The 16774-nt window shown below is 63.7% G+C and carries 19 protein-coding genes; 18 read left to right on the top strand and 1 reads right to left on the bottom strand.

The window, feature by feature from the left end; all coding sequences use genetic code 11:
- Window positions 1-16 precede the first annotated feature (16 nt).
- Window positions 17-304, top strand: a complete 288-nt coding sequence (locus ACMGE0_RS07050) for a toxin-antitoxin system TumE family protein (protein WP_436815164.1) — start codon at window positions 17-19, stop codon at window positions 302-304.
- A complete protein-coding gene (locus ACMGE0_RS07045) occupies window positions 301-663 on the top strand; it encodes an HVO_A0114 family putative DNA-binding protein (RefSeq protein ID WP_436815163.1) in 363 nt (120 codons plus the stop codon). The genes ACMGE0_RS07050 and ACMGE0_RS07045 overlap by 4 nt, the downstream gene beginning before the upstream one ends.
- A gap of 66 nt (window positions 664-729) precedes the next feature.
- Here ACMGE0_RS07045 and ACMGE0_RS07040 read toward each other — a convergent pair whose 3' ends face one another.
- Window positions 730-1956 carry an alpha-D-ribose 1-methylphosphonate 5-triphosphate diphosphatase gene (locus tag ACMGE0_RS07040; protein WP_436815162.1) on the bottom strand — a complete coding sequence of 409 codons (1227 nt, stop codon included), beginning with the start codon at window positions 1954-1956 and terminating at the stop codon, window positions 730-732.
- Between the two features lie 285 nt (window positions 1957-2241).
- Between ACMGE0_RS07040 and alr the strand changes: the two genes are divergently transcribed.
- The 16 genes from alr (at window position 2242) to ACMGE0_RS06960 (ending at window position 16711) form a co-directional block, all read left to right on the top strand.
- On the top strand, window positions 2242-3405 hold the full coding sequence (gene alr, locus ACMGE0_RS07035) for an alanine racemase (protein WP_436815161.1): 1164 nt from the start codon (window positions 2242-2244) through the stop codon (window positions 3403-3405).
- Window positions 3406-3462: 57 nt separating this feature from the next.
- Window positions 3463-3720 (top strand): ribbon-helix-helix domain-containing protein, encoded by a 258-nt coding sequence (locus ACMGE0_RS07030; protein WP_436815160.1) that lies wholly within the window; start codon window positions 3463-3465, stop codon window positions 3718-3720.
- On the top strand, window positions 3702-4013 hold the full coding sequence (locus tag ACMGE0_RS07025; protein WP_436815505.1) for a type II toxin-antitoxin system RelE/ParE family toxin: 312 nt from the start codon (window positions 3702-3704) through the stop codon (window positions 4011-4013). The genes ACMGE0_RS07030 and ACMGE0_RS07025 overlap by 19 nt, the downstream gene beginning before the upstream one ends.
- A 9-nt stretch (window positions 4014-4022) precedes the next feature.
- The gene (gene radA / locus ACMGE0_RS07020) at window positions 4023-5426 is read left to right on the top strand and encodes a DNA repair protein RadA (RefSeq protein ID WP_436815159.1); all 1404 of its coding nucleotides are present in this window, start codon (window positions 4023-4025) and stop codon (window positions 5424-5426) included.
- Window positions 5427-5595: 169 nt separating this feature from the next.
- Entirely contained in the window at window positions 5596-6183 is a 588-nt protein-coding gene (locus ACMGE0_RS07015; RefSeq protein ID WP_436815158.1) for a CvpA family protein, read from the top strand.
- Between the two features lie 137 nt (window positions 6184-6320).
- Entirely contained in the window at window positions 6321-7823 is a 1503-nt protein-coding gene (gene purF, locus ACMGE0_RS07010) for an amidophosphoribosyltransferase (RefSeq protein WP_436815157.1), read from the top strand.
- A gap of 250 nt (window positions 7824-8073) precedes the next feature.
- Entirely contained in the window at window positions 8074-8814 is a 741-nt protein-coding gene (locus ACMGE0_RS07005; RefSeq protein WP_436815156.1) for an SDR family NAD(P)-dependent oxidoreductase, read from the top strand.
- An 89-nt stretch (window positions 8815-8903) separates the two neighbouring features.
- Window positions 8904-9461, top strand: a complete 558-nt coding sequence (locus tag ACMGE0_RS07000) for a hypothetical protein (protein WP_436815155.1) — start codon at window positions 8904-8906, stop codon at window positions 9459-9461.
- Between the two features lie 455 nt (window positions 9462-9916).
- Complete coding sequence (cysS, locus tag ACMGE0_RS06995; RefSeq protein WP_436815154.1) at window positions 9917-11302, top strand: cysteine--tRNA ligase; 1386 nt, start codon at window positions 9917-9919, stop codon at window positions 11300-11302.
- Window positions 11303-11549: 247 nt separating this feature from the next.
- Complete coding sequence (locus ACMGE0_RS06990; protein ID WP_436815504.1) at window positions 11550-11912, top strand: endonuclease domain-containing protein; 363 nt, start codon at window positions 11550-11552, stop codon at window positions 11910-11912.
- Between the two features lie 258 nt (window positions 11913-12170).
- Window positions 12171-12656, top strand: coding sequence for a GFA family protein (locus ACMGE0_RS06985; protein ID WP_436815153.1), 486 nt, complete (start codon window positions 12171-12173; stop codon window positions 12654-12656).
- Entirely contained in the window at window positions 12653-13150 is a 498-nt protein-coding gene (locus ACMGE0_RS06980) for a GFA family protein (RefSeq protein ID WP_436815152.1), read from the top strand. The genes ACMGE0_RS06985 and ACMGE0_RS06980 overlap by 4 nt, the downstream gene beginning before the upstream one ends.
- Complete coding sequence (locus ACMGE0_RS06975; protein ID WP_436815151.1) at window positions 13147-13623, top strand: GFA family protein; 477 nt, start codon at window positions 13147-13149, stop codon at window positions 13621-13623. The genes ACMGE0_RS06980 and ACMGE0_RS06975 overlap by 4 nt, the downstream gene beginning before the upstream one ends.
- Window positions 13620-14579, top strand: coding sequence for a prolyl aminopeptidase (gene pip / locus ACMGE0_RS06970; protein ID WP_436815150.1), 960 nt, complete (start codon window positions 13620-13622; stop codon window positions 14577-14579). Before ACMGE0_RS06975 ends, pip begins: the two co-directional genes overlap by 4 nt.
- Before the next feature lie 94 nt (window positions 14580-14673).
- Window positions 14674-16290, top strand: a complete 1617-nt coding sequence (gene cimA, locus ACMGE0_RS06965; protein ID WP_436815149.1) for a citramalate synthase — start codon at window positions 14674-14676, stop codon at window positions 16288-16290.
- A 61-nt stretch (window positions 16291-16351) separates the two neighbouring features.
- Window positions 16352-16711, top strand: coding sequence for a hypothetical protein (locus tag ACMGE0_RS06960; RefSeq protein WP_436815148.1), 360 nt, complete (start codon window positions 16352-16354; stop codon window positions 16709-16711).
- Window positions 16712-16774: the final 63 nt, after the last annotated feature.

Below are 16774 nucleotides of genomic sequence, written 5' to 3'. Positions count from 1 at the left end.
TGGCATGATCGCCAACATGAAGGCGGAATTGCTTTACCGCTCGAAAAGCGTGCTATCGGACGGTGCCATCGTCGAGATGGTCGTCTGGAAGGTTCCGCATCCCGTATTGGGTAGTCAGCACGCCTACAAATACAGCCTGTTCTACGGTTACGAAGGACGGCGGATCGTCGGCTACGACAATGAAAGAGGCAAAGGCGATCACCGGCATCTTAACGACCACGAAGAGAGCTATACCTTTTCGACTGTTGACGCTCTGATCCGGGATTTTCTTGCCGATGTGCGTGTAAGGAGACAGCGCCGATGACCACCGCCACGATTCGAATCCAGAAGGACGACGAGGCTGTACTTCAGCAGGCCGCCAAAGGCTTCGCCGAGGCTTGGAAAAGCGGCGAGCCGCAGGCCCACGTCTTCAGTTTCTCCTCTCCCGAACAGCTCTTTACGGTGCTGACACCGAAGCGGTGGACGCTGATCGAAACCCTGCAGGGCCTTGGCCCCTCCACCTATCGCGCCTTGGCTCATGCCCTTTCCCGCGATGTGAAGCGCGTCCATGAGGACACGGCGGTGCTGATCGAATGGGGACTGGTAAAAATCAACGAGGACGGCCGCATCCACGTGCCCTATGAGATCATCCACGCGGATTTCGACCTGCGGAGCGTAGCCTGATTTCAGGCGGCTTCCAACCGTTGCCGGTTCCGGGCGGCTGCGGCCGTCCGGTACGCCGGGATCCCCTCAGTGCCCCGCGGGCGCTGCGCGATAGGCCTCCCGGCCGGCGACCCATGTGCGCCGTACCGCCGGCGCGGCGCCTTCCGGCCACTCGACCAGCACGAGGTCGGCCTGCTTGCCGGCTTCGATCACACCGCGGTCGCTCAGGCTCAGGGCGCGCGCCGGATTGCCCGACACGAGAGGCCAGAGCGCATGAAGCGGCCCGACGCCGTCGGCCTTCAGCCGCGCCAGGCCGAGCAGCATCGCCGGGTAGTAATAATCCGAGGCGAGGATGTCGCAGAGGCCGTCGCGGATCATGTCGGCTGCTGCGACCGAATCCAGATGACTGCCGCCGCGCGCCGCGTTCGGGGCGCCGAAGACGATGAAATCGCCGGCATCGCGCGCGGCACGTGCCACCCGCCTGTTCATCGGGAACTCGCTGATCCGCGCGCCGCGGGCGCGGAAGAAATCGCGCGTCTTGATCTGGCTGTCGTCGTGCGAGAGCATCGGGGCGCCGGCGGCCCGGCCGAGCGCCGCCACTTCCTCGATCGCTCCGGGCACCTGCGGCCTGCGTTCCCACATGTCGCGGACGAGCGAGACCATGTCCGGCACCGGGACCTTCGCCCGCTTGGCCCGTTCCGCCATCTTCGCGGCGAAAGCGGGGGTTTCCGGATCGACCGCCGGGAAGGCCGGATCGAGATCGAACGGCCGCTCCTGCAACGGCACGGAGGGATCGAGCATCACCATCGACGTATGATCGTTGAAGGCGATCGAGGGCAGGCGCGGACCGGAAAGCGCCTCGCGGATCAGGCCGACGGCTTCGAAGCAGAAGGTTTCCCAGCGCAGCTGCACGCGGTTGTCCACCGTCAGCCGCGGGGCGAGCGCATTGAGGGCGGAAACGACGGCGCGGCCGTTTTCCACCGATCTGAGCCCCGGCTCCCAGCTCAGCGTCAGGGCATGATAGGCCGTCGCGATGCCGTTGGCCGCAAGCTGGCGGTCCGTGTCGAGCAGGGCGGCGGCGACCGGGAGCATGGTGCCGGGCCGCGGCATGATCTGCCGCTCGAAGGCGTCGCCATGGATATCCACGAAAGCCGGCGCGAGGATATGACCGCGGCCGTCGATGACATCCGCCCCGTCTCGCGCGCCGTCGATCGCCGTGATCCGGCCGTCCTCGACGCGGACGGAGGCTCGCTCCAGACGGTCACAGAAAACCACCGTCGCACCCTCGATCACAGTTGCCGGATTGTTCTGCATCGGCCCCATCCGATAAAAAGAAGAGGCGCGGCAGCCGTGTCACCCTGACCGGCCGCGCGCCATCCGCAGCTTCTATCCAGCCGGTGTGACAGATTTGCGAAACTCCCTGTGCACCGGCGTCGAGTGGGAACAGGATGATTCAGCCTCGCAAGGCCGGGGAGAGCCTCCCCGGAACATCGCCTCCCAAAAGATTGTGCAGCGCGAGGGATTTTCACGCAGCGGTCTTTTTCCCGCCTTCGAAACCGGTAGGATCGCCGGAACATCCCTCATGCGCGACGAGCAGAAATGACCGATTTCGAGACCGAACTTTCCCCTCCCGACGATTTCGACATTGCGCCTGTGCGCCTGACGGTCGATCTCGGAGCGCTCGCCGACAACTGGCGGGAGATGGCGCGGCGTTCGGGAAGCGCGCGGGCGTCGGCGGTCGTCAAGGCGGATGCCTACGGCCTCGGGCTCGAAGATTGCGGCACGGCGCTTTACGAAGCCGGCGCGCGGGATTTCTTCGTCGCCGTCGCGCAGGAAGGGGTGACGCTGCGCGCCTATGCGCCGGACGCCCGCATCTATGTGCTCGCCGGCATCTGGCCGGGCCAGGAGCCTCTGTTCTTCGAGAACGATCTCGTGCCGGTGCTCGCCTCCGAGGAGCAGCTCGCCTTCTGGATGTCGGTCGTGTCGGAGCATGGCGACCACCCCTGCGCCCTGCACGTGGATACCGGCTTCAACCGGCTCGGCATTCCGCTCAAGGACGCGATCGCCTTTGCCGGCGACGTCTCGCGGCCGGCGAGCTTCTCGCCGGTGCTGGTGCTCTCGCATCTCCACAGCGGCGACACGCCCTCCTCGCCCCTCAACAGGCAGCAGCTCGAATCTTTCCGGAGGGTTGCGGAGGCTTTCGAAGGTATCGAATCAAGCCTTTCGGCATCCGCGGGAATCTTCCTCGGCCCGGAATACCACTTCGACCTCACCCGGCCCGGCATCGCGCTCTATGGCGGCGAGTCCGTGCACGGCATGAAGCCGCTCAAGCCCGTCGCAAAGGCGGAGGCACGCATCGTCCAGATCCGCGAGGCCGATGAGGGCAGCACCGTCAGCTACGGCGCCACGCACCAACTGTCGCGCAACAGCCGGCTCGCCGTCGCCGCGGCCGGCTATGCGGACGGCTATCTCCGTTCGCTCTCCGGCTCGGGCGTGCCGCTCAGGGCCGGCGGCACGCCGGGCGCCTGCGGCTTCGTCGCCGGCCGCAGGGTGCCGGCCGTCGGTCGGATCACCATGGACCTGACGATCTTCGACGTCACCGACGTTCCGCCATCCGACATCCGCGCCGGCGACTATATCGAACTCTTCGGCCCCGACATGCCGCTCGACGAGGTGGCACGCGCCGCCGGCACGATCGGCTACGAGCTGCTGACCGGTCTCGGACTGCGCTACGAACGGCGGTATGTCTATCCCGATGGCTGAGCGCCCCTCTTGGAAGCCACGATCGACCATGCTACAAGAGAACAAAAGGAGATCGAAATGACCGAGATCCATCTCAGCGACAAGCACAAGGCTTTCATCGAGGAGCAGGTGAAGGCCGGGGCCTACAAGGATGCCGATGAAGTCGTTGCCGCGGGGTTGAGCCGCCTTGGAAGCGAGAATGAGTTGCTGAAGCAGATGATCGCCGAAGCGGACGCGCAGTTCGAACGGGGGGAGTATCTTACCTTCACCACGGCCGACGCCCTTGCCGATTCTGTTATCGAACGGGGGATGCAGCTATTAAACAGAAAAAGCTGACCTACTCTCCCCTCGCCGATCAAGACCTCCTCAACATCTTCCTTTATATCGCAGCCGAAGACCCGGTGGCTGCCTCACGTTTTGTTCGTGACCTTGTCCAAAAGATGGAATGGATTGCGTTGAGCGGTTTTCCCGGCGCTCCGCGCGATGAACTTTCGCCAGGTTTGAAGGCGCTGCCTTATCGCCGACGTTGCATCTACTTTCGAACGACCAAGACGACGGTACGCATTCTCGGTGTCCTGCACGGCCACCAGGATGTCTCTCCAGACGATTTCAAGACAGACGAAAACTGACCTGACCCCATGGCAAAAGCAAAAACCCAATTCGTGTGCCAGAACTGCGGCACGGTGCACAGCCGCTGGGCCGGCAAATGCGACGGCTGCGGCGAGTGGAACACGATCGTCGAGGAAGACCCGATGGGCGGCATCGGCGGCGGTCCGGGCCGCGTGCCGAAAAAGGGCCGCGCGGTGGCGCTCACCACGCTTTCCGGCGAGACCGAGCAGGCGCCGCGCATCCATACCGGCATTTCCGAACTTGACCGGGCGACCGGCGGCGGCTTCGTGCGCGGCTCGGCCGTGCTCGTCGGCGGCGATCCCGGCATCGGCAAGTCGACGCTGTTGATGCAGGCCGCCGCCGCCCTTTCCCGCCGCGGCCACCGGATCATCTACGTTTCCGGCGAAGAGGCGGTGGCGCAGGTGAGGCTGCGCGCCCAGCGCCTGGGTGCCGCCGACACGGACGTGCTGCTCGCCGCCGAAACCAATGTCGAGGATATCCTCGCCACCGTTTCCGACGGCAAGCGGCCGGACCTCGTCATCATCGATTCGATCCAGACGCTGTGGAGCGACACGGCCGATTCGGCCCCCGGCACCGTCACCCAGGTGCGCACCGGCGTGCAGGCGATGATCCGCTTCGCCAAGCAGACGGGTGCCGCCATGGTGCTCGTCGGCCATGTCACCAAGGAGGGCCAGATCGCCGGTCCGCGCGTGGTCGAACACATGGTCGACGCCGTCCTCTATTTCGAGGGCGACCGCGGCCATCACTACCGCATCCTGCGCACCGTCAAGAACCGATTCGGCCCGACCGACGAGATCGGCGTCTTCGAAATGTCCGACAAGGGGCTTCGCGAAGTCTCCAATCCCTCCGAACTTTTCCTCGGCGAGCGCAATGCCAAGGCGCCGGGGGCCGCCGTCTTCGCCGGCATGGAGGGCACGCGGCCGGTGCTGGTGGAAGTCCAGGCGCTGGTGGCGCCGACCTCGCTCGGCACGCCGCGCCGCGCCGTGGTCGGCTGGGATTCCTCGCGGCTTTCCATGATTCTCGCGGTGCTGGAGGCCCATTGCGGCGTCAGGCTCGGCCAGCACGACGTCTATCTCAACGTGGCGGGCGGCTACCGCATCTCGGAGCCGGCGGCGGACCTTGCCGTCGCCTCGGCGCTGGTCTCCTCGCTCGCCGGCCTGGCGCTCCCCGCCGATTGCGTCTATTTCGGAGAAATCAGCCTCTCGGGCGCCGTGCGGCCGGTTTCGCAGACGGCGCAACGCCTCAAGGAGGCCGAGAAACTCGGGTTTTCAGGCGCCATGCTGCCCGCAAGCTCGGCCGAAGTGCCGAAGGGCGGGAACGGGCGCTGGACCGAGATCGACGACCTGCCGGACCTCGTCTCGCGCATTGCGGGTTCCTCGAACCGGCTCAGGCCGGCCATGGAAGAGGATTGAGCGCCGGGGCGGCAGAACGGACGAAGGGCAACCGGGCTGCCGGACATTCATCCACATGCCGCAAGCCCCGGAAGATGATTGATCTTCCGTTAACAGGTCCGCTGTTGTATGACGGCTGCGAGACGGCGGGGCGCTGTCGCGAAGTCGATCAGTTCGGAGTAGTTCATATATGCCCATCACGATTTTCGACGGTATCGTCATCGGCGTGACGCTGTTTTCCGCCGTGCTTGCCATGGTTCGCGGTTTTTCGCGGGAGGTGCTGTCGATCGCAAGCTGGGTGGGCTCGGTTGCCGCCGCCTATTATCTCTATCCGCTGCTGCTTCCCTACGCGAGGAACTACACGGCCGACGACCGCATCGCGATCGCCGCCTCCGCCGGCATCATCTTCCTGATCGCGCTGATCGTCATCTCCTTCATCACGACGCGCATCGCGGATTTCATCATCGACAGCCGCGTCGGCGCGCTCGACCGCACGCTCGGCTTTCTGTTCGGCGCGGCCCGAGGCATCCTGCTGCTCGTCGTGGCCGTGGCGTTCTGGAACTGGCTGGTGGCCGCCAACGCGCAGCCGGCCTGGGTGACGCAGGCAAAATCGAAGCCTTTCCTCGACACGCTGGTCGCGCGGCTGGAAGCGGTGCTGCCCGACGATATCGAGCCGCAGATCCGCGCCCGCATCATGGGCCGCGAGGAAGCGCCCGCCGATGGCGCCGCCGGACAGGATCAGCCGCCGGCGGAAGATGCGCCTTCAACAAATAATTGACGTTATCTTGCGCTTGATGCAGCGCGAAACGTCACCATTTGTGGTAACATTCGAGTTCAAGCGAAGAACGGGCTGGGTTTCGGGGAGAAATTCCCCGGCCGGCCTTTCCATTTTTCCGAAAGGGATAAGGGGCCAAGATGAGCGAGCCGGTTTCCGAGACGTTTGACGGCAGAAGCGTCCACGAATGGGATGGCGATACGCTTCGCGAGGAATGCGGCGTCTTCGGAATCCTGGGGCATCCCGACGCGGCGACGCTGACGGCGCTCGGCCTGCACGCGCTCCAGCATCGCGGCCAGGAGGCGGCCGGCATCGTCTCCTTCGACGGGCTGCGCTTTCATTCGGAACGCCGCATGGGCCTCGTCGGCGACCACTACACCGACCCCGCGACGCTCGCGAAACTCCCCGGCAACATCGCCATCGGCCATAACCGTTATTCGACGACCGGCGAAGTGGCGCTCCGCAACGTGCAGCCGCTCTTCGCCGAACTCGAGGTCGGCGGCATCGCGATCGCCCATAACGGCAATTTCACCAACGGGCTGACGCTGCGCCGGCAACTGATCGCCGGCGGCGCCATCTGTCAGTCGACGTCCGATACGGAAGTGGTGCTGCATCTCATCGCCCGCTCCCGCTATGCCTCGACCGCCGACCGGTTCATCGACGCGATCCGGCAGATGGAGGGCGGCTATTCCATGCTCGCCATGACCCGCACCAAGCTGATCGCCGCCCGCGACCCCACCGGCATCCGGCCGCTCGTCATGGGCGAGCTCGACGGCAAGCCGATCTTCTGCTCGGAAACCTGCGCGCTCGACATCATCGGCGCGAAGTTCATCCGCGACGTGGAGAACGGCGAGGTCATCATCTGCGAGGTCCAGCCGGACGGCTCGATCACCATCGACGCCCGCAAGGCCGGCAACGGCCAGCCGCAACGCCTCTGCCTGTTCGAATACGTCTATTTCGCCCGGCCGGATTCCGTCGTCGGCGGCCGCAGCGTCTATGTGGCGCGCAAGAACATGGGCATCAACCTCGCCAAGGAAGCGCCGGTCGAAGCCGATGTCGTCGTGCCGGTCCCGGACGGCGGCACGCCCGCCGCGCTCGGCTACGCGCAGGAAAGCGGCATCCCGTTCGAATACGGCATCATCCGCAACCATTATGTCGGCCGCACCTTCATCGAGCCGACGCAGCAGATCCGCGCCTTCGGCGTCAAGCTCAAGCATTCCGCCAACCGGGCGATGATCGAGGGCAAGCGCGTCGTGCTGGTCGACGATTCGGTCGTGCGCGGCACCACGTCGCTGAAGATCGTGCGGATGATCCGCGACGCCGGCGCCAGGGAAGTCCACCTGCGCGTCGCAAGCCCGATGATCTACTATCCGGATTTCTACGGCATCGACACGCCGGACCGCGAAAAGCTGCTCGCCAACCAGTACGACAGCCTGGAGGCGATGTGCCGGTATATCGGCGCGGATTCCTTGGAATTCCTGTCGCTCAACGGCCTCTACCGCGCCGTCGGCGGCGAGGACCGCAACGACGCCCGGCCGCAGTTCACCGACCATTACTTCACCGGCGACTATCCCACCCGCCTGCTCGACAAGGACGGCGAGACGATGGGGCGGAAGGTTTCGGTTCTCGCCAGCAACGGCTGAGGCGGCAGGATCGGTTGCATTCGGCGGCAAACGCTTTAGAAGGCTGCGAACGCAGCCTTCAGTTTGTTGACAGGCCAGCAACCTTTCCGTCGTCATGCTCGGGCCTGTCCCGAGCATCCAAGCCGTTGATCGTGCAGATCCTCGGCACAAGGCCGAGGATGACGCGCGAACCTGGTGGCGGTTTGTCGGCAGTCTCAAGGCGCGGCGACGTAGCCTTCTTTTTTATGCCGTGAGACCCCGAGGTGAGCAGATGAATATCGATTTGAAGGGCAGGATCGCGCTGGTCACCGGCGCGTCGCGGGGCATCGGCTATTTCACGGCATTGGAGCTGGCGCGGACCGGCGCGCATGTGATCGCCACCGCCCGCACGGTAGGCGGCCTCGAAGAGCTCGACGACGCGATCAAGGCCGCCGGCGGCACCGCCACCCTCGTCCCCTTCGACCTTACCGACATGGCCGCGATCGACCGGCTCGGCGCCTCGATCTTCGAGCGCTGGGGCAAGCTCGACATCCTCGTCGCCAACGCCGGCATCTTGGGCGTCATCTCGCCGCTCGGCCATATCGAAGCGAAGGTGTTCGAGAAGGTGATGCTGACCAACGTGACGGCCACCTGGCGGCTGATCCGCTCGGTCGAGCCGCTGCTGGTCCGTTCCGATGCCGGCCGGGCGCTGATCATGTCTTCGGGCGTCGCCAGCAAGGCGCCGGCCTTCTGGGGCGCCTATGCGATCTCCAAGGCGGCGGTGGAGAACATGGCCCGCATCTGGGCGGCCGAGACCAGCCACACGCCGCTCAAGGTCAACATCGTCAACCCCGGCGCCACCCGCACGGCCATGCGCGCCCAAGCGATGCCCGGCGAAGACCCCGAGACCCTGCCGCATCCTTCCGAAGTGGCCGAGAAAATCCTCTTCCTTGCCTCCCCCGAGCTGAAGGACAGCGGCCGCCTGTTCGTGGTGCGCGAGAACAGGTTCGTGGATTTCAAGGCGCCTGAGTGATCGAATTGAAATCTGTACTGTCGGAAAAATCGCCTCTTTAATCTTCAATTTAGAGGCGTTACATTTAAATTGGTAGCGTGAGGCAAACCATGGCAAATGTGGCACTGAAAAAGGAAATTGAAGGTGTAGTGGCGCAATGGCCTGCTATGCCGCAATTCGATCTGCCCAGATTTGCAAACGACAACAAGGGCGATGCGCTCTCTTCCTTCAGCAGGCAAACAAAAGCTTACAACCTGGATATGGCGAAACGGCGTAGCAATATGCTCTTGCTCATCTCGCAACTGGAAGACATTCTAGCACGTGCGAGTGCTGCAGGTAATGAGGAGCACGTGCGTGAGCTTATCTCTGAATTGGCTCCTGTTTGGGAAGTGATCGATGAAAGAATTGACAACGCGATAGCTACTCTCAATGTTGGAGCAGAGCTTCGCGAAGGACTTGATTTTATCTACGCCCACGGTTCGGTGTCTCATAAGAGGGTCGCGAAACATATCGAAAAGAGATATCGCGAACTGGCATTGGAACGGGTCAGGCTTTTTCAGGATATGAAAGATCGCTTGTCCCGTGTCATATGGGACCATGACCCGGATGCTCGCGGCGGTCCTGCTTTTGACAAGGCTGATGATCTGATCGCTTTTCTGAACTCCTGAGGCGAGTAAGCTTGAAACTTACCGCCACTCCCCGGTTTACCCGCGCCTATAAGGCTCTTCCGGAGGACGCGAAGGAGTTAGTCCAAAAGGCATTGAGATTGTTTGTCGAAAACCCAAGGCATCCGGGACTGCATTTCGAAAAGCTCAAGGGAAGCGACTACCGGACGATAAGACCGGACCGGGGCAAATATAGAATTGTGCTGCGAGGAGAAGGCTCTTCGTTCGAACTCGTTGATGTAGATCGGCATGATGTCGTTGATCGCAGGTATGGCTGATCTGCCCCCTTGACCAAACCCTCCCTGCGCGCCATAACCTCGCCCATGAAAACGGCGATTTCCATTTGTGGGATCATTATTCGCTAGCGTATCCGCTGGCCCGGCCGTTTTCGTCTCTCGAAAAGCCTTGAAGACAAACGACCCGGTCCGGCCGGGCGCCTGCTGTCGGGAGATTTTTCGATGAGCTTTTCGCTCAAGCTCTACAATACGCTGACCCGCGAAAAGGCGGAGTTCAAACCGATCGACCGTCAGAACGTGCGCATGTATGTCTGCGGCCCGACGGTCTACGACTACGCTCATATCGGCAACGCGCGGCCCGTGATCGTCTTCGACGTGCTCTTCCGGCTGCTCAGGCATGTCTATGGCGAAAACCACGTCACCTATGCCCGCAACATCACGGATGTGGACGACAAGATCAACGCCCGGGCGCTGCGCGATCATCCCGGCCTGCCGCTCAACGAGGCGATCCGCGCCGTCACCGAAAAGACCGAGCGCCAGTTCCACGCCGATGTGGCCGAACTCGGCTGCCTGGAGCCGACAGTCGAGCCGCGCGCCACCGACAATATCGAACAGATGATCGGCATCATCGACAAGCTGATCGCCCGCGGCCATGCCTATCTGGCGGGCGGCGAAGTGCTGTTCGACACGAAATCCATGCGCGACTACGGCCGGCTTTCCAAACGCCCGCTGGACGAGCAGCAGGCGGGCGCCCGCGTCGCGGTCGACGCGCACAAGAAGAGCCCCGGCGACTTCGTGCTCTGGAAACTGTCGAGCCACAACGAGCCCGGCTGGGAAAGCCCCTGGGGCCGCGGCCGGCCGGGCTGGCATATCGAATGCTCGGCGATGAGCGGGCGCTATCTCGGCGAGGTCTTCGACATCCATGGCGGCGGGCTCGACCTCATCTTCCCGCACCACGAGAACGAGATCGCCCAGTCGCGCTGCGCCCACGGCACGGAGGTGATGGCGAATGTCTGGATGCACAACGGCTTCGTGCAGGTCGAAGGCCGCAAGATGTCGAAGTCGGAAGGCAATTTCATCACCATCTACGATCTCCTGCACACGGAAACCTTCGGCGGACGCAAGTGGCCGGGCGATGTGCTGAGGCTCGCAATGCTGATGACGCATTACCGCGAGCCGATCGACTTTTCCATGAAACGTTTGGAAGAGGCGGAGCGGCTCCTCTCCAAATGGCCGGCGGCGGACCCCTCCGATGCGAGCCCCTGCGACACCGTCCTGGAGGCGCTTTCGGACGATCTCAACACGGTCGCGGCCGTGCAGGCTCTGCATGCGCTGGCGCAGGAGGCTCACTCCGACAAGGCGCTATTGCCGGTCTTTGCCGCCAGCGCCAACCTCCTCGGCGTGCTGCCGCAGAAGACGGAAATCGACGAGGCGCTTGCGTCAGCCGTCGACGCGCTGGTCGCCATGCGGATCGAACTCCTGAAAGCGAAGAATTTCGCCGAGGCCGACAAGATCCGCAACGAGCTTGCGGAAAAGGGAATCCAGCTCAAGGACGGCAAGGACCCCGCAACCGGCGAACGCGTCACCACCTGGGAGGTGAAGAGGTAGGATGGACGCCGTTGCGGCACTTGCATCCACCCCCCTCTGCCCTGCCGGGCATCTCCCCCTCAAGGGGGGAGATCGGCAAGCCGCACCGGCTTCCCGAAACATTAATGTCGGTCTGCGCCGCTTCGGCAATCTCAAACATGAATTGGAGGCGAAGCTCGGCTACTATCCGATCTCCCCCCTTGTGGGGGAGATGCCCGGCAGGGCAGAGGGGGGTATAGTCCGGGCAGGTCATCTCAAGGAGGGTCGAATGCCGCACGCACCGGTCCCGCCGCAACGGCGTGCCAATGCGAAGCGCATGCGCAAGAGCCTGACCGATGCTGAGCTGAAGCTTTGGAACGCGCTTCGCGCCCACCGGTTGATGGGGCTGAGCTTCCGCCGCCAGATGCCGATCGCCGGTTACATCGCCGATTTTGCCTGCCCTACCCATCGCCTGATCGTGGAAATCGACGGAGCGCAGCACGGCAACGATGCCGATCTTCGTTATGACACGGATCGGACCCGGCGCCTCGAACAGGATGGCTGGACGGTCCTGCGCTTCTGGAACGATGATGTTTTGAAAGACATCGACAATGTCTGTCTGCATATTCTGACAATTGCCGGAGAGGCTTAGGCGATCATGAATGGCATGGCTTTCTCCGTTGCACGCACCCCCCTCTGCCCTGCCGGGCATCTCCCCCACAAGGGGGGAGATCGGATTGCAGCGAAGCCTCGCCTCCAGTTCACGTTTGTGATTGCCGAAGCGGCGCAGACTGGCATTACAGTTTCGGGAAGCCGGTGCCTCTTGCCGATCTCCCCCCCTAGTGGGGGAGATGTCCGGCAGGACAGAGGGGGGTAGCACACGGCTAATCTGGCCACAGGAGGAGCATCCATGAGCGACATCATCCATACCGGCGGGTGCCAGTGCGGCGCGGTGCGCTACCTTGCGGAAGGCGGGCTCGGCTTTCCGCATCTGTGCCATTGCCGCATGTGCCAGAAGGCGGCGGGCAATTATTTCATGCCGCTTGCCGGCGTGAAGTGGGAGAATTTCAGGCTCACCCGCGGCGAGCCGGCCTGGTTCCAGTCTTCCGGGACAGTGCGGCGCGGTTTTTGCGAAAAATGCGGCACGCCGCTCTTCTATGACGGGTCGAGCGACCATATCAGCATCACGCTCGGTTCGCTCGACGATCCGGAAAGCGTGAAGCCCCGGCTGCAGACCAATCTCGCCCGCAAAATGTCCTGGTTCGGCGAATTGGACCGGCTGGAACACGACGCGGCCATGGACATGACGCCGGAGGAGGAAAAGAAGGTCGCGGCGGGCAATCGCCAACATCCGGATCACGATACGGAAGTCTGGCCACAGGAGGAGCATCCATGAGCGACATCATCCGAACCGGCGGCTGTCAGTGCGGCGCGATCCGTTTCCGGCTCGCCGGAGAACCCCTCGATTCGTCCATCTGCCATTGCCGAATGTGCCAGAAGGCGTTCGGCGCCTACTACGCCCCGCTCGTGGCGACCGGCGAAGCGGAACTCACCTGGACGCGCGGAAGCCTCAAGTATTTCCAGTCGTCCAACCATGTGAGACGCGGCTTTTGCGAGATGTGCGGCACGCCGATGACCTATGAGGCCGCCGACGGCATCGGGCTTGCGGCCGGCAGCTTCGACGACCCGGCATCGCTGCCGCCGGTCGTGCAGTTCGGCATCGAGGCGAAGCTTCCCTTCGTCGACCGGCTGCACGAACTGCCCGGGCGGCACACGATGGACGATATCGATTCCGCCCCTTTCCTGGACGACATCGTTTCCTACCAGCATCCCGATCACGATACCGAAACCTGGCCGCCGGAAAACTGGCAGAAGGAGAAGAGACAATGACCGAAAAGCTAAAGACAGGCGGCTGCCAGTGCGGCGCCGTGCGCTTCCGCATCCATGGCGAACTGGGGCGCGCCTCGATCTGCCATTGCCGCATGTGCCAGAAGGCCTTCGGCGGCTTCTTCGGGCCGCTCGTCAGCGCGCCGAGGGACGGCGTCGAGTGGACCCGCGGCGAGCCCAAATATTTCCAGTCCTCCGTCAATATCGACCGCGGCTTCTGCGAGGACTGCGGCACGCCGCTCACCTACCGCTATCCCGGCGGGCTGGAACTGGCGATCGGCGCCTTCGACAACCGCGACGACCTCGCACCGAAGATCCAGGTGAACTATTCCTCGCATATCCCGTGGGTGACGACGATCTTCGACGCCCCGATCCGCGACAGCGCCGAGGACATCGCCAAGCAGGAGCAGATCATCTCCTTCCAGCACCCCGACCACGACACCGAGAACTGGCCGGCAAAGGGCCTCCATCTATGACGGAAGTTCTCCGCACGCTCTATCCCGAAATCGAGCCCTACGAGACGGGCCGGCTCGATGTCGGCGACGGCCATGTGATCTATTGGGAACGGGTCGGCACGAAAGGCGCCAAGCCCGCCGTCTTCCTGCACGGCGGCCCCGGCGGCGGCTGCAACCCGAACCAGCGGCGGCTCTTCGATCCGGAACTCTACGACGTGCTGCTCTTCGACCAGCGCGGCTGCGGCCGTTCGACGCCGCATGCGAGCCTGGAGGCCAACACGACGTGGCATCTGGTCGCCGATATCGAGCGCCTGCGGGAGATGGTGAGCGTCGAGAAATGGCAGGTCTTCGGCGGCTCGTGGGGCTCGACGCTGGCGCTCGCCTATGCGGAAACCCATCCCGAACGGGTGAGCGAGCTTCTGGTGCGCGGCATCTATACGCTGACGCGGCCGGAGCTCGACTGGTACTACCAGTTCGGCGTCTCGGAAATGTTCCCGGACAAGTGGGAAGCCTTCGTCGCGCCCATTCCGGAAGAGGAACGCCACGAGATGATGGCCGCCTACCACCGCCGCCTCACCGGCCCGGATAAGGCCGAGCAGATCCGCTGCGCCAAGGCCTGGAGCGTCTGGGAGGGCTCGACCATCACGCTGCTGCCCGACCCGCAGCTCGCCGCCAGCCATGACGAGGACATGTACGCACTCGCCTTCGCCCGCATCGAGAACCACTATTTCATGAATGCCGGCTGGCTCACGGACGGGCAGCTCCTGCGCGACGCGGTGAAGCTCAAGGGCATTCCGGGCGTCATCGTGCACGGGCGCTACGACATGCCCTGCCCGCTGAAATATGCCTGGCGGCTGTCGAAGGTCTGGCCGGACGCGGATTTTTCGATCGTCGAGGGCGCCGGCCACTCGGTCTCCGAACCCGGCATCACCGACAAGCTGATCCGCGCGACGGACCGGTTTGCGGGGAAGGTCTGAGTTCCGATGTGCCCCAACGTTACCCCCCTCTGCCCGGCCGGGTAGAGGGGGGTACCGCGACCACCAGCATAACTTCGCTCCAGGAGGAGCGCCCATGACACGCGAACGCATCTATCTCTTCGACACCACGCTCCGGGACGGACAGCAGACGCCCGGCGTCGATTTTTCCGTCGAGGACAAGATCGCCATTTCCAACATGCTCGACGAGTTCGGCATCGACTATGTCGAGGGCGGGTATCCTGGCGCCAATCCGACCGACACCGCCTTCTTTTCCGAAAAGCGCACGGAGAAATCGAAGTTCGTCGCCTTCGGCATGACCAAGCGCGCCGGCATTTCCGCCTCCAACGATCCGGGGCTCAGCGTCCTGCTGCAGGCGAAGAGCGACGCGGTCTGTTTCGTGGCGAAAAGCTGGGACTACCATGTGCGCGTCGCGCTCGGCTGTTCGAACGAGGAGAACCTCGAAGCGATCCGCGAGAGCGTCGAGGCCGCCCGGCATGCCGGCAAGGAGGCAATGGTCGATTGCGAGCATTTCTTCGACGGCTACAAGGCCAATCCCGAATATGCGCTTGCCTGCGCGAGAACGGCCCATGACGCCGGCGCCCGCTGGGTGGTGCTCTGCGATACGAACGGGGGCACGCAGCCGGGCGAGGTGCGCGCCATCGTCGAAGCCGTGATCGCATCCGGCATTCCGGGGGCTTCGCTCGGCATCCATGCCCATGACGACACCGGCCAGGCGGTCGCCAATTCGCTCGCCGCGGTCGAAGCCGGCTGTCGGCAGATCCAGGGCACCCTGAACGGCATCGGCGAGCGCTGCGGCAATGCCAATTTGGTGACTCTGATCGCGACGCTTTCCCTGAAGGACGCCTATGCGACGCTTTACGAGACGGCGATCGACCCGGAGCGGCTCTCCGGCCTCACCAATCTCAGCCATGCCTTCGATGAGCTCCTGAACCGCTCGCCGAACCACCAGAGCCCTTACGTCGGCGCGTCCGCCTTCGCCACCAAGGCCGGCATCCACGCCTCGGCGCTCCTGAAGGACCCGCGCACCTACGAGCATGTGACGCCGGAAAGCGTCGGCAACTTCCGCAAGGTCATGGTGTCGGACCAGGGCGGCAAGTCGAACTTCATCAACGCCTTGAAACGGCGCGGCATCGAGGTCGCCAAGGACGATCCGAAGCTCGACCAGCTCATCGCGATCGTCAAGGACCGCGAGGCCTCCGGCTATGCCTACGAGGGCGCCGACGCAAGCTTCGAGCTGCTCGCCCGCCGCACGCTCGGCACCATCCCCGATTTCTTCTCGATCGAAGGTTTTCGCGTGATGGTGGAGCGCCGCTTCGATTCCCACGGGCGGATCAAGATCGTCTCGGAAGCCGTCGTGAAGATCGTCGTCGACGGCGAGACGCATATGTCGGTCGCCGAAGGGGACGGCCCGGTCAACGCGCTCGACCGGGCGCTGCGCAAGGATTTCGGCAAGTACCAGCACGAGATCGACGACCTCGTTCTCGCCGACTTCAAGGTGCGTATCCTCAACGGCGGCACGGAGGCGATCACCCGCGTGCTGATCGAATCCACCGATTCGAGCGGCGTGCGCTGGTGGACCGTCGGCGTCTCGGAAAACATCATCGACGCCTCCTTCCAGGCGCTGATCGATTCCGTCATCTACAAGCTGATGAAGAACCGGGAACTGGCGGGGAAAATCGCGGCGGAGTGATGCTTCTCCGGAACCTTGGGTAGGCTGCATGGTTAGGGACTATCAACTAGGAGGAAGTCCCATGAAGCCAATTTCCTTGATCGCGGCTGCCGTCGGGATGGCAGCTTTCGCGTTCCAACCGGCCTTTGCCGACTGCGTCGACGTCACCGGGTCCGTAAACAAGGAGGCCCGCAGCGGCATCGCCAAGGACGGCACCCGCGCGCCTCTGGAAGGCAATGCGGGCACGCAGGCACAGACCGATACCGCAACCGGAACGACGACAACCAGCGCGGATGCCGCCACCAAGCCACCGCAGAAGGACGGCGCAACGATGCCGATGGGTGAAAGCAGCAATCTTGCGACATCCAACCAGGACGCCGTCGCGCAACAGAAGGGCGGGGAAACCGCCGCTTCGGCCGCCACGCAGGATAAATGCGATTAATCCCTCCGAGGCGTGAACCTCGGGTGAGAGCAAGTCACTTGGCCGCAGGTGATGCGGCCAAGT

The organism is Neorhizobium descurainiae (genome assembly GCF_051400715.1).
GTDB lineage: Bacteria > Pseudomonadota > Alphaproteobacteria > Rhizobiales > Rhizobiaceae > Neorhizobium.
Note: the sequence above shows the minus strand (reverse complement) of the source record. Positions and strands in the feature narration are given on the sequence as shown.

What these genes read in the sequence shown, in the direction of transcription:
- ACMGE0_RS06960 (WP_436815148.1), top strand. Translation starts at nt 16,352, where the DNA reads ATGAAGCCAATTTCCTTGATCGCGGCTGCCGTCGGGATGGCAGCTTTC.
- cysS (WP_436815154.1), top strand. Translation starts at nt 9,917, where the DNA reads ATGAGCTTTTCGCTCAAGCTCTACAATACGCTGACCCGCGAAAAGGCG.
- cimA (WP_436815149.1), top strand. Translation starts at nt 14,674, where the DNA reads ATGACACGCGAACGCATCTATCTCTTCGACACCACGCTCCGGGACGGA.
- ACMGE0_RS06975 (WP_436815151.1), top strand. Translation starts at nt 13,147, where the DNA reads ATGACCGAAAAGCTAAAGACAGGCGGCTGCCAGTGCGGCGCCGTGCGC.
- ACMGE0_RS07005 (WP_436815156.1), top strand. Translation starts at nt 8,074, where the DNA reads ATGAATATCGATTTGAAGGGCAGGATCGCGCTGGTCACCGGCGCGTCG.
- alr (WP_436815161.1), top strand. Translation starts at nt 2,242, where the DNA reads ATGACCGATTTCGAGACCGAACTTTCCCCTCCCGACGATTTCGACATT.
- ACMGE0_RS07040 (WP_436815162.1), bottom strand. Translation starts at nt 1,956, where the DNA reads ATGCAGAACAATCCGGCAACTGTGATCGAGGGTGCGACGGTGGTTTTC.
- ACMGE0_RS07015 (WP_436815158.1), top strand. Translation starts at nt 5,596, where the DNA reads ATGCCCATCACGATTTTCGACGGTATCGTCATCGGCGTGACGCTGTTT.
- ACMGE0_RS07000 (WP_436815155.1), top strand. Translation starts at nt 8,904, where the DNA reads ATGGCAAATGTGGCACTGAAAAAGGAAATTGAAGGTGTAGTGGCGCAA.
- purF (WP_436815157.1), top strand. Translation starts at nt 6,321, where the DNA reads ATGAGCGAGCCGGTTTCCGAGACGTTTGACGGCAGAAGCGTCCACGAA.
- ACMGE0_RS06990 (WP_436815504.1), top strand. Translation starts at nt 11,550, where the DNA reads ATGCCGCACGCACCGGTCCCGCCGCAACGGCGTGCCAATGCGAAGCGC.
- pip (WP_436815150.1), top strand. Translation starts at nt 13,620, where the DNA reads ATGACGGAAGTTCTCCGCACGCTCTATCCCGAAATCGAGCCCTACGAG.
- ACMGE0_RS06985 (WP_436815153.1), top strand. Translation starts at nt 12,171, where the DNA reads ATGAGCGACATCATCCATACCGGCGGGTGCCAGTGCGGCGCGGTGCGC.
- ACMGE0_RS06980 (WP_436815152.1), top strand. Translation starts at nt 12,653, where the DNA reads ATGAGCGACATCATCCGAACCGGCGGCTGTCAGTGCGGCGCGATCCGT.
- ACMGE0_RS07045 (WP_436815163.1), top strand. Translation starts at nt 301, where the DNA reads ATGACCACCGCCACGATTCGAATCCAGAAGGACGACGAGGCTGTACTT.
- radA (WP_436815159.1), top strand. Translation starts at nt 4,023, where the DNA reads ATGGCAAAAGCAAAAACCCAATTCGTGTGCCAGAACTGCGGCACGGTG.
- ACMGE0_RS07050 (WP_436815164.1), top strand. Translation starts at nt 17, where the DNA reads ATGAAGGCGGAATTGCTTTACCGCTCGAAAAGCGTGCTATCGGACGGT.
- ACMGE0_RS07030 (WP_436815160.1), top strand. Translation starts at nt 3,463, where the DNA reads ATGACCGAGATCCATCTCAGCGACAAGCACAAGGCTTTCATCGAGGAG.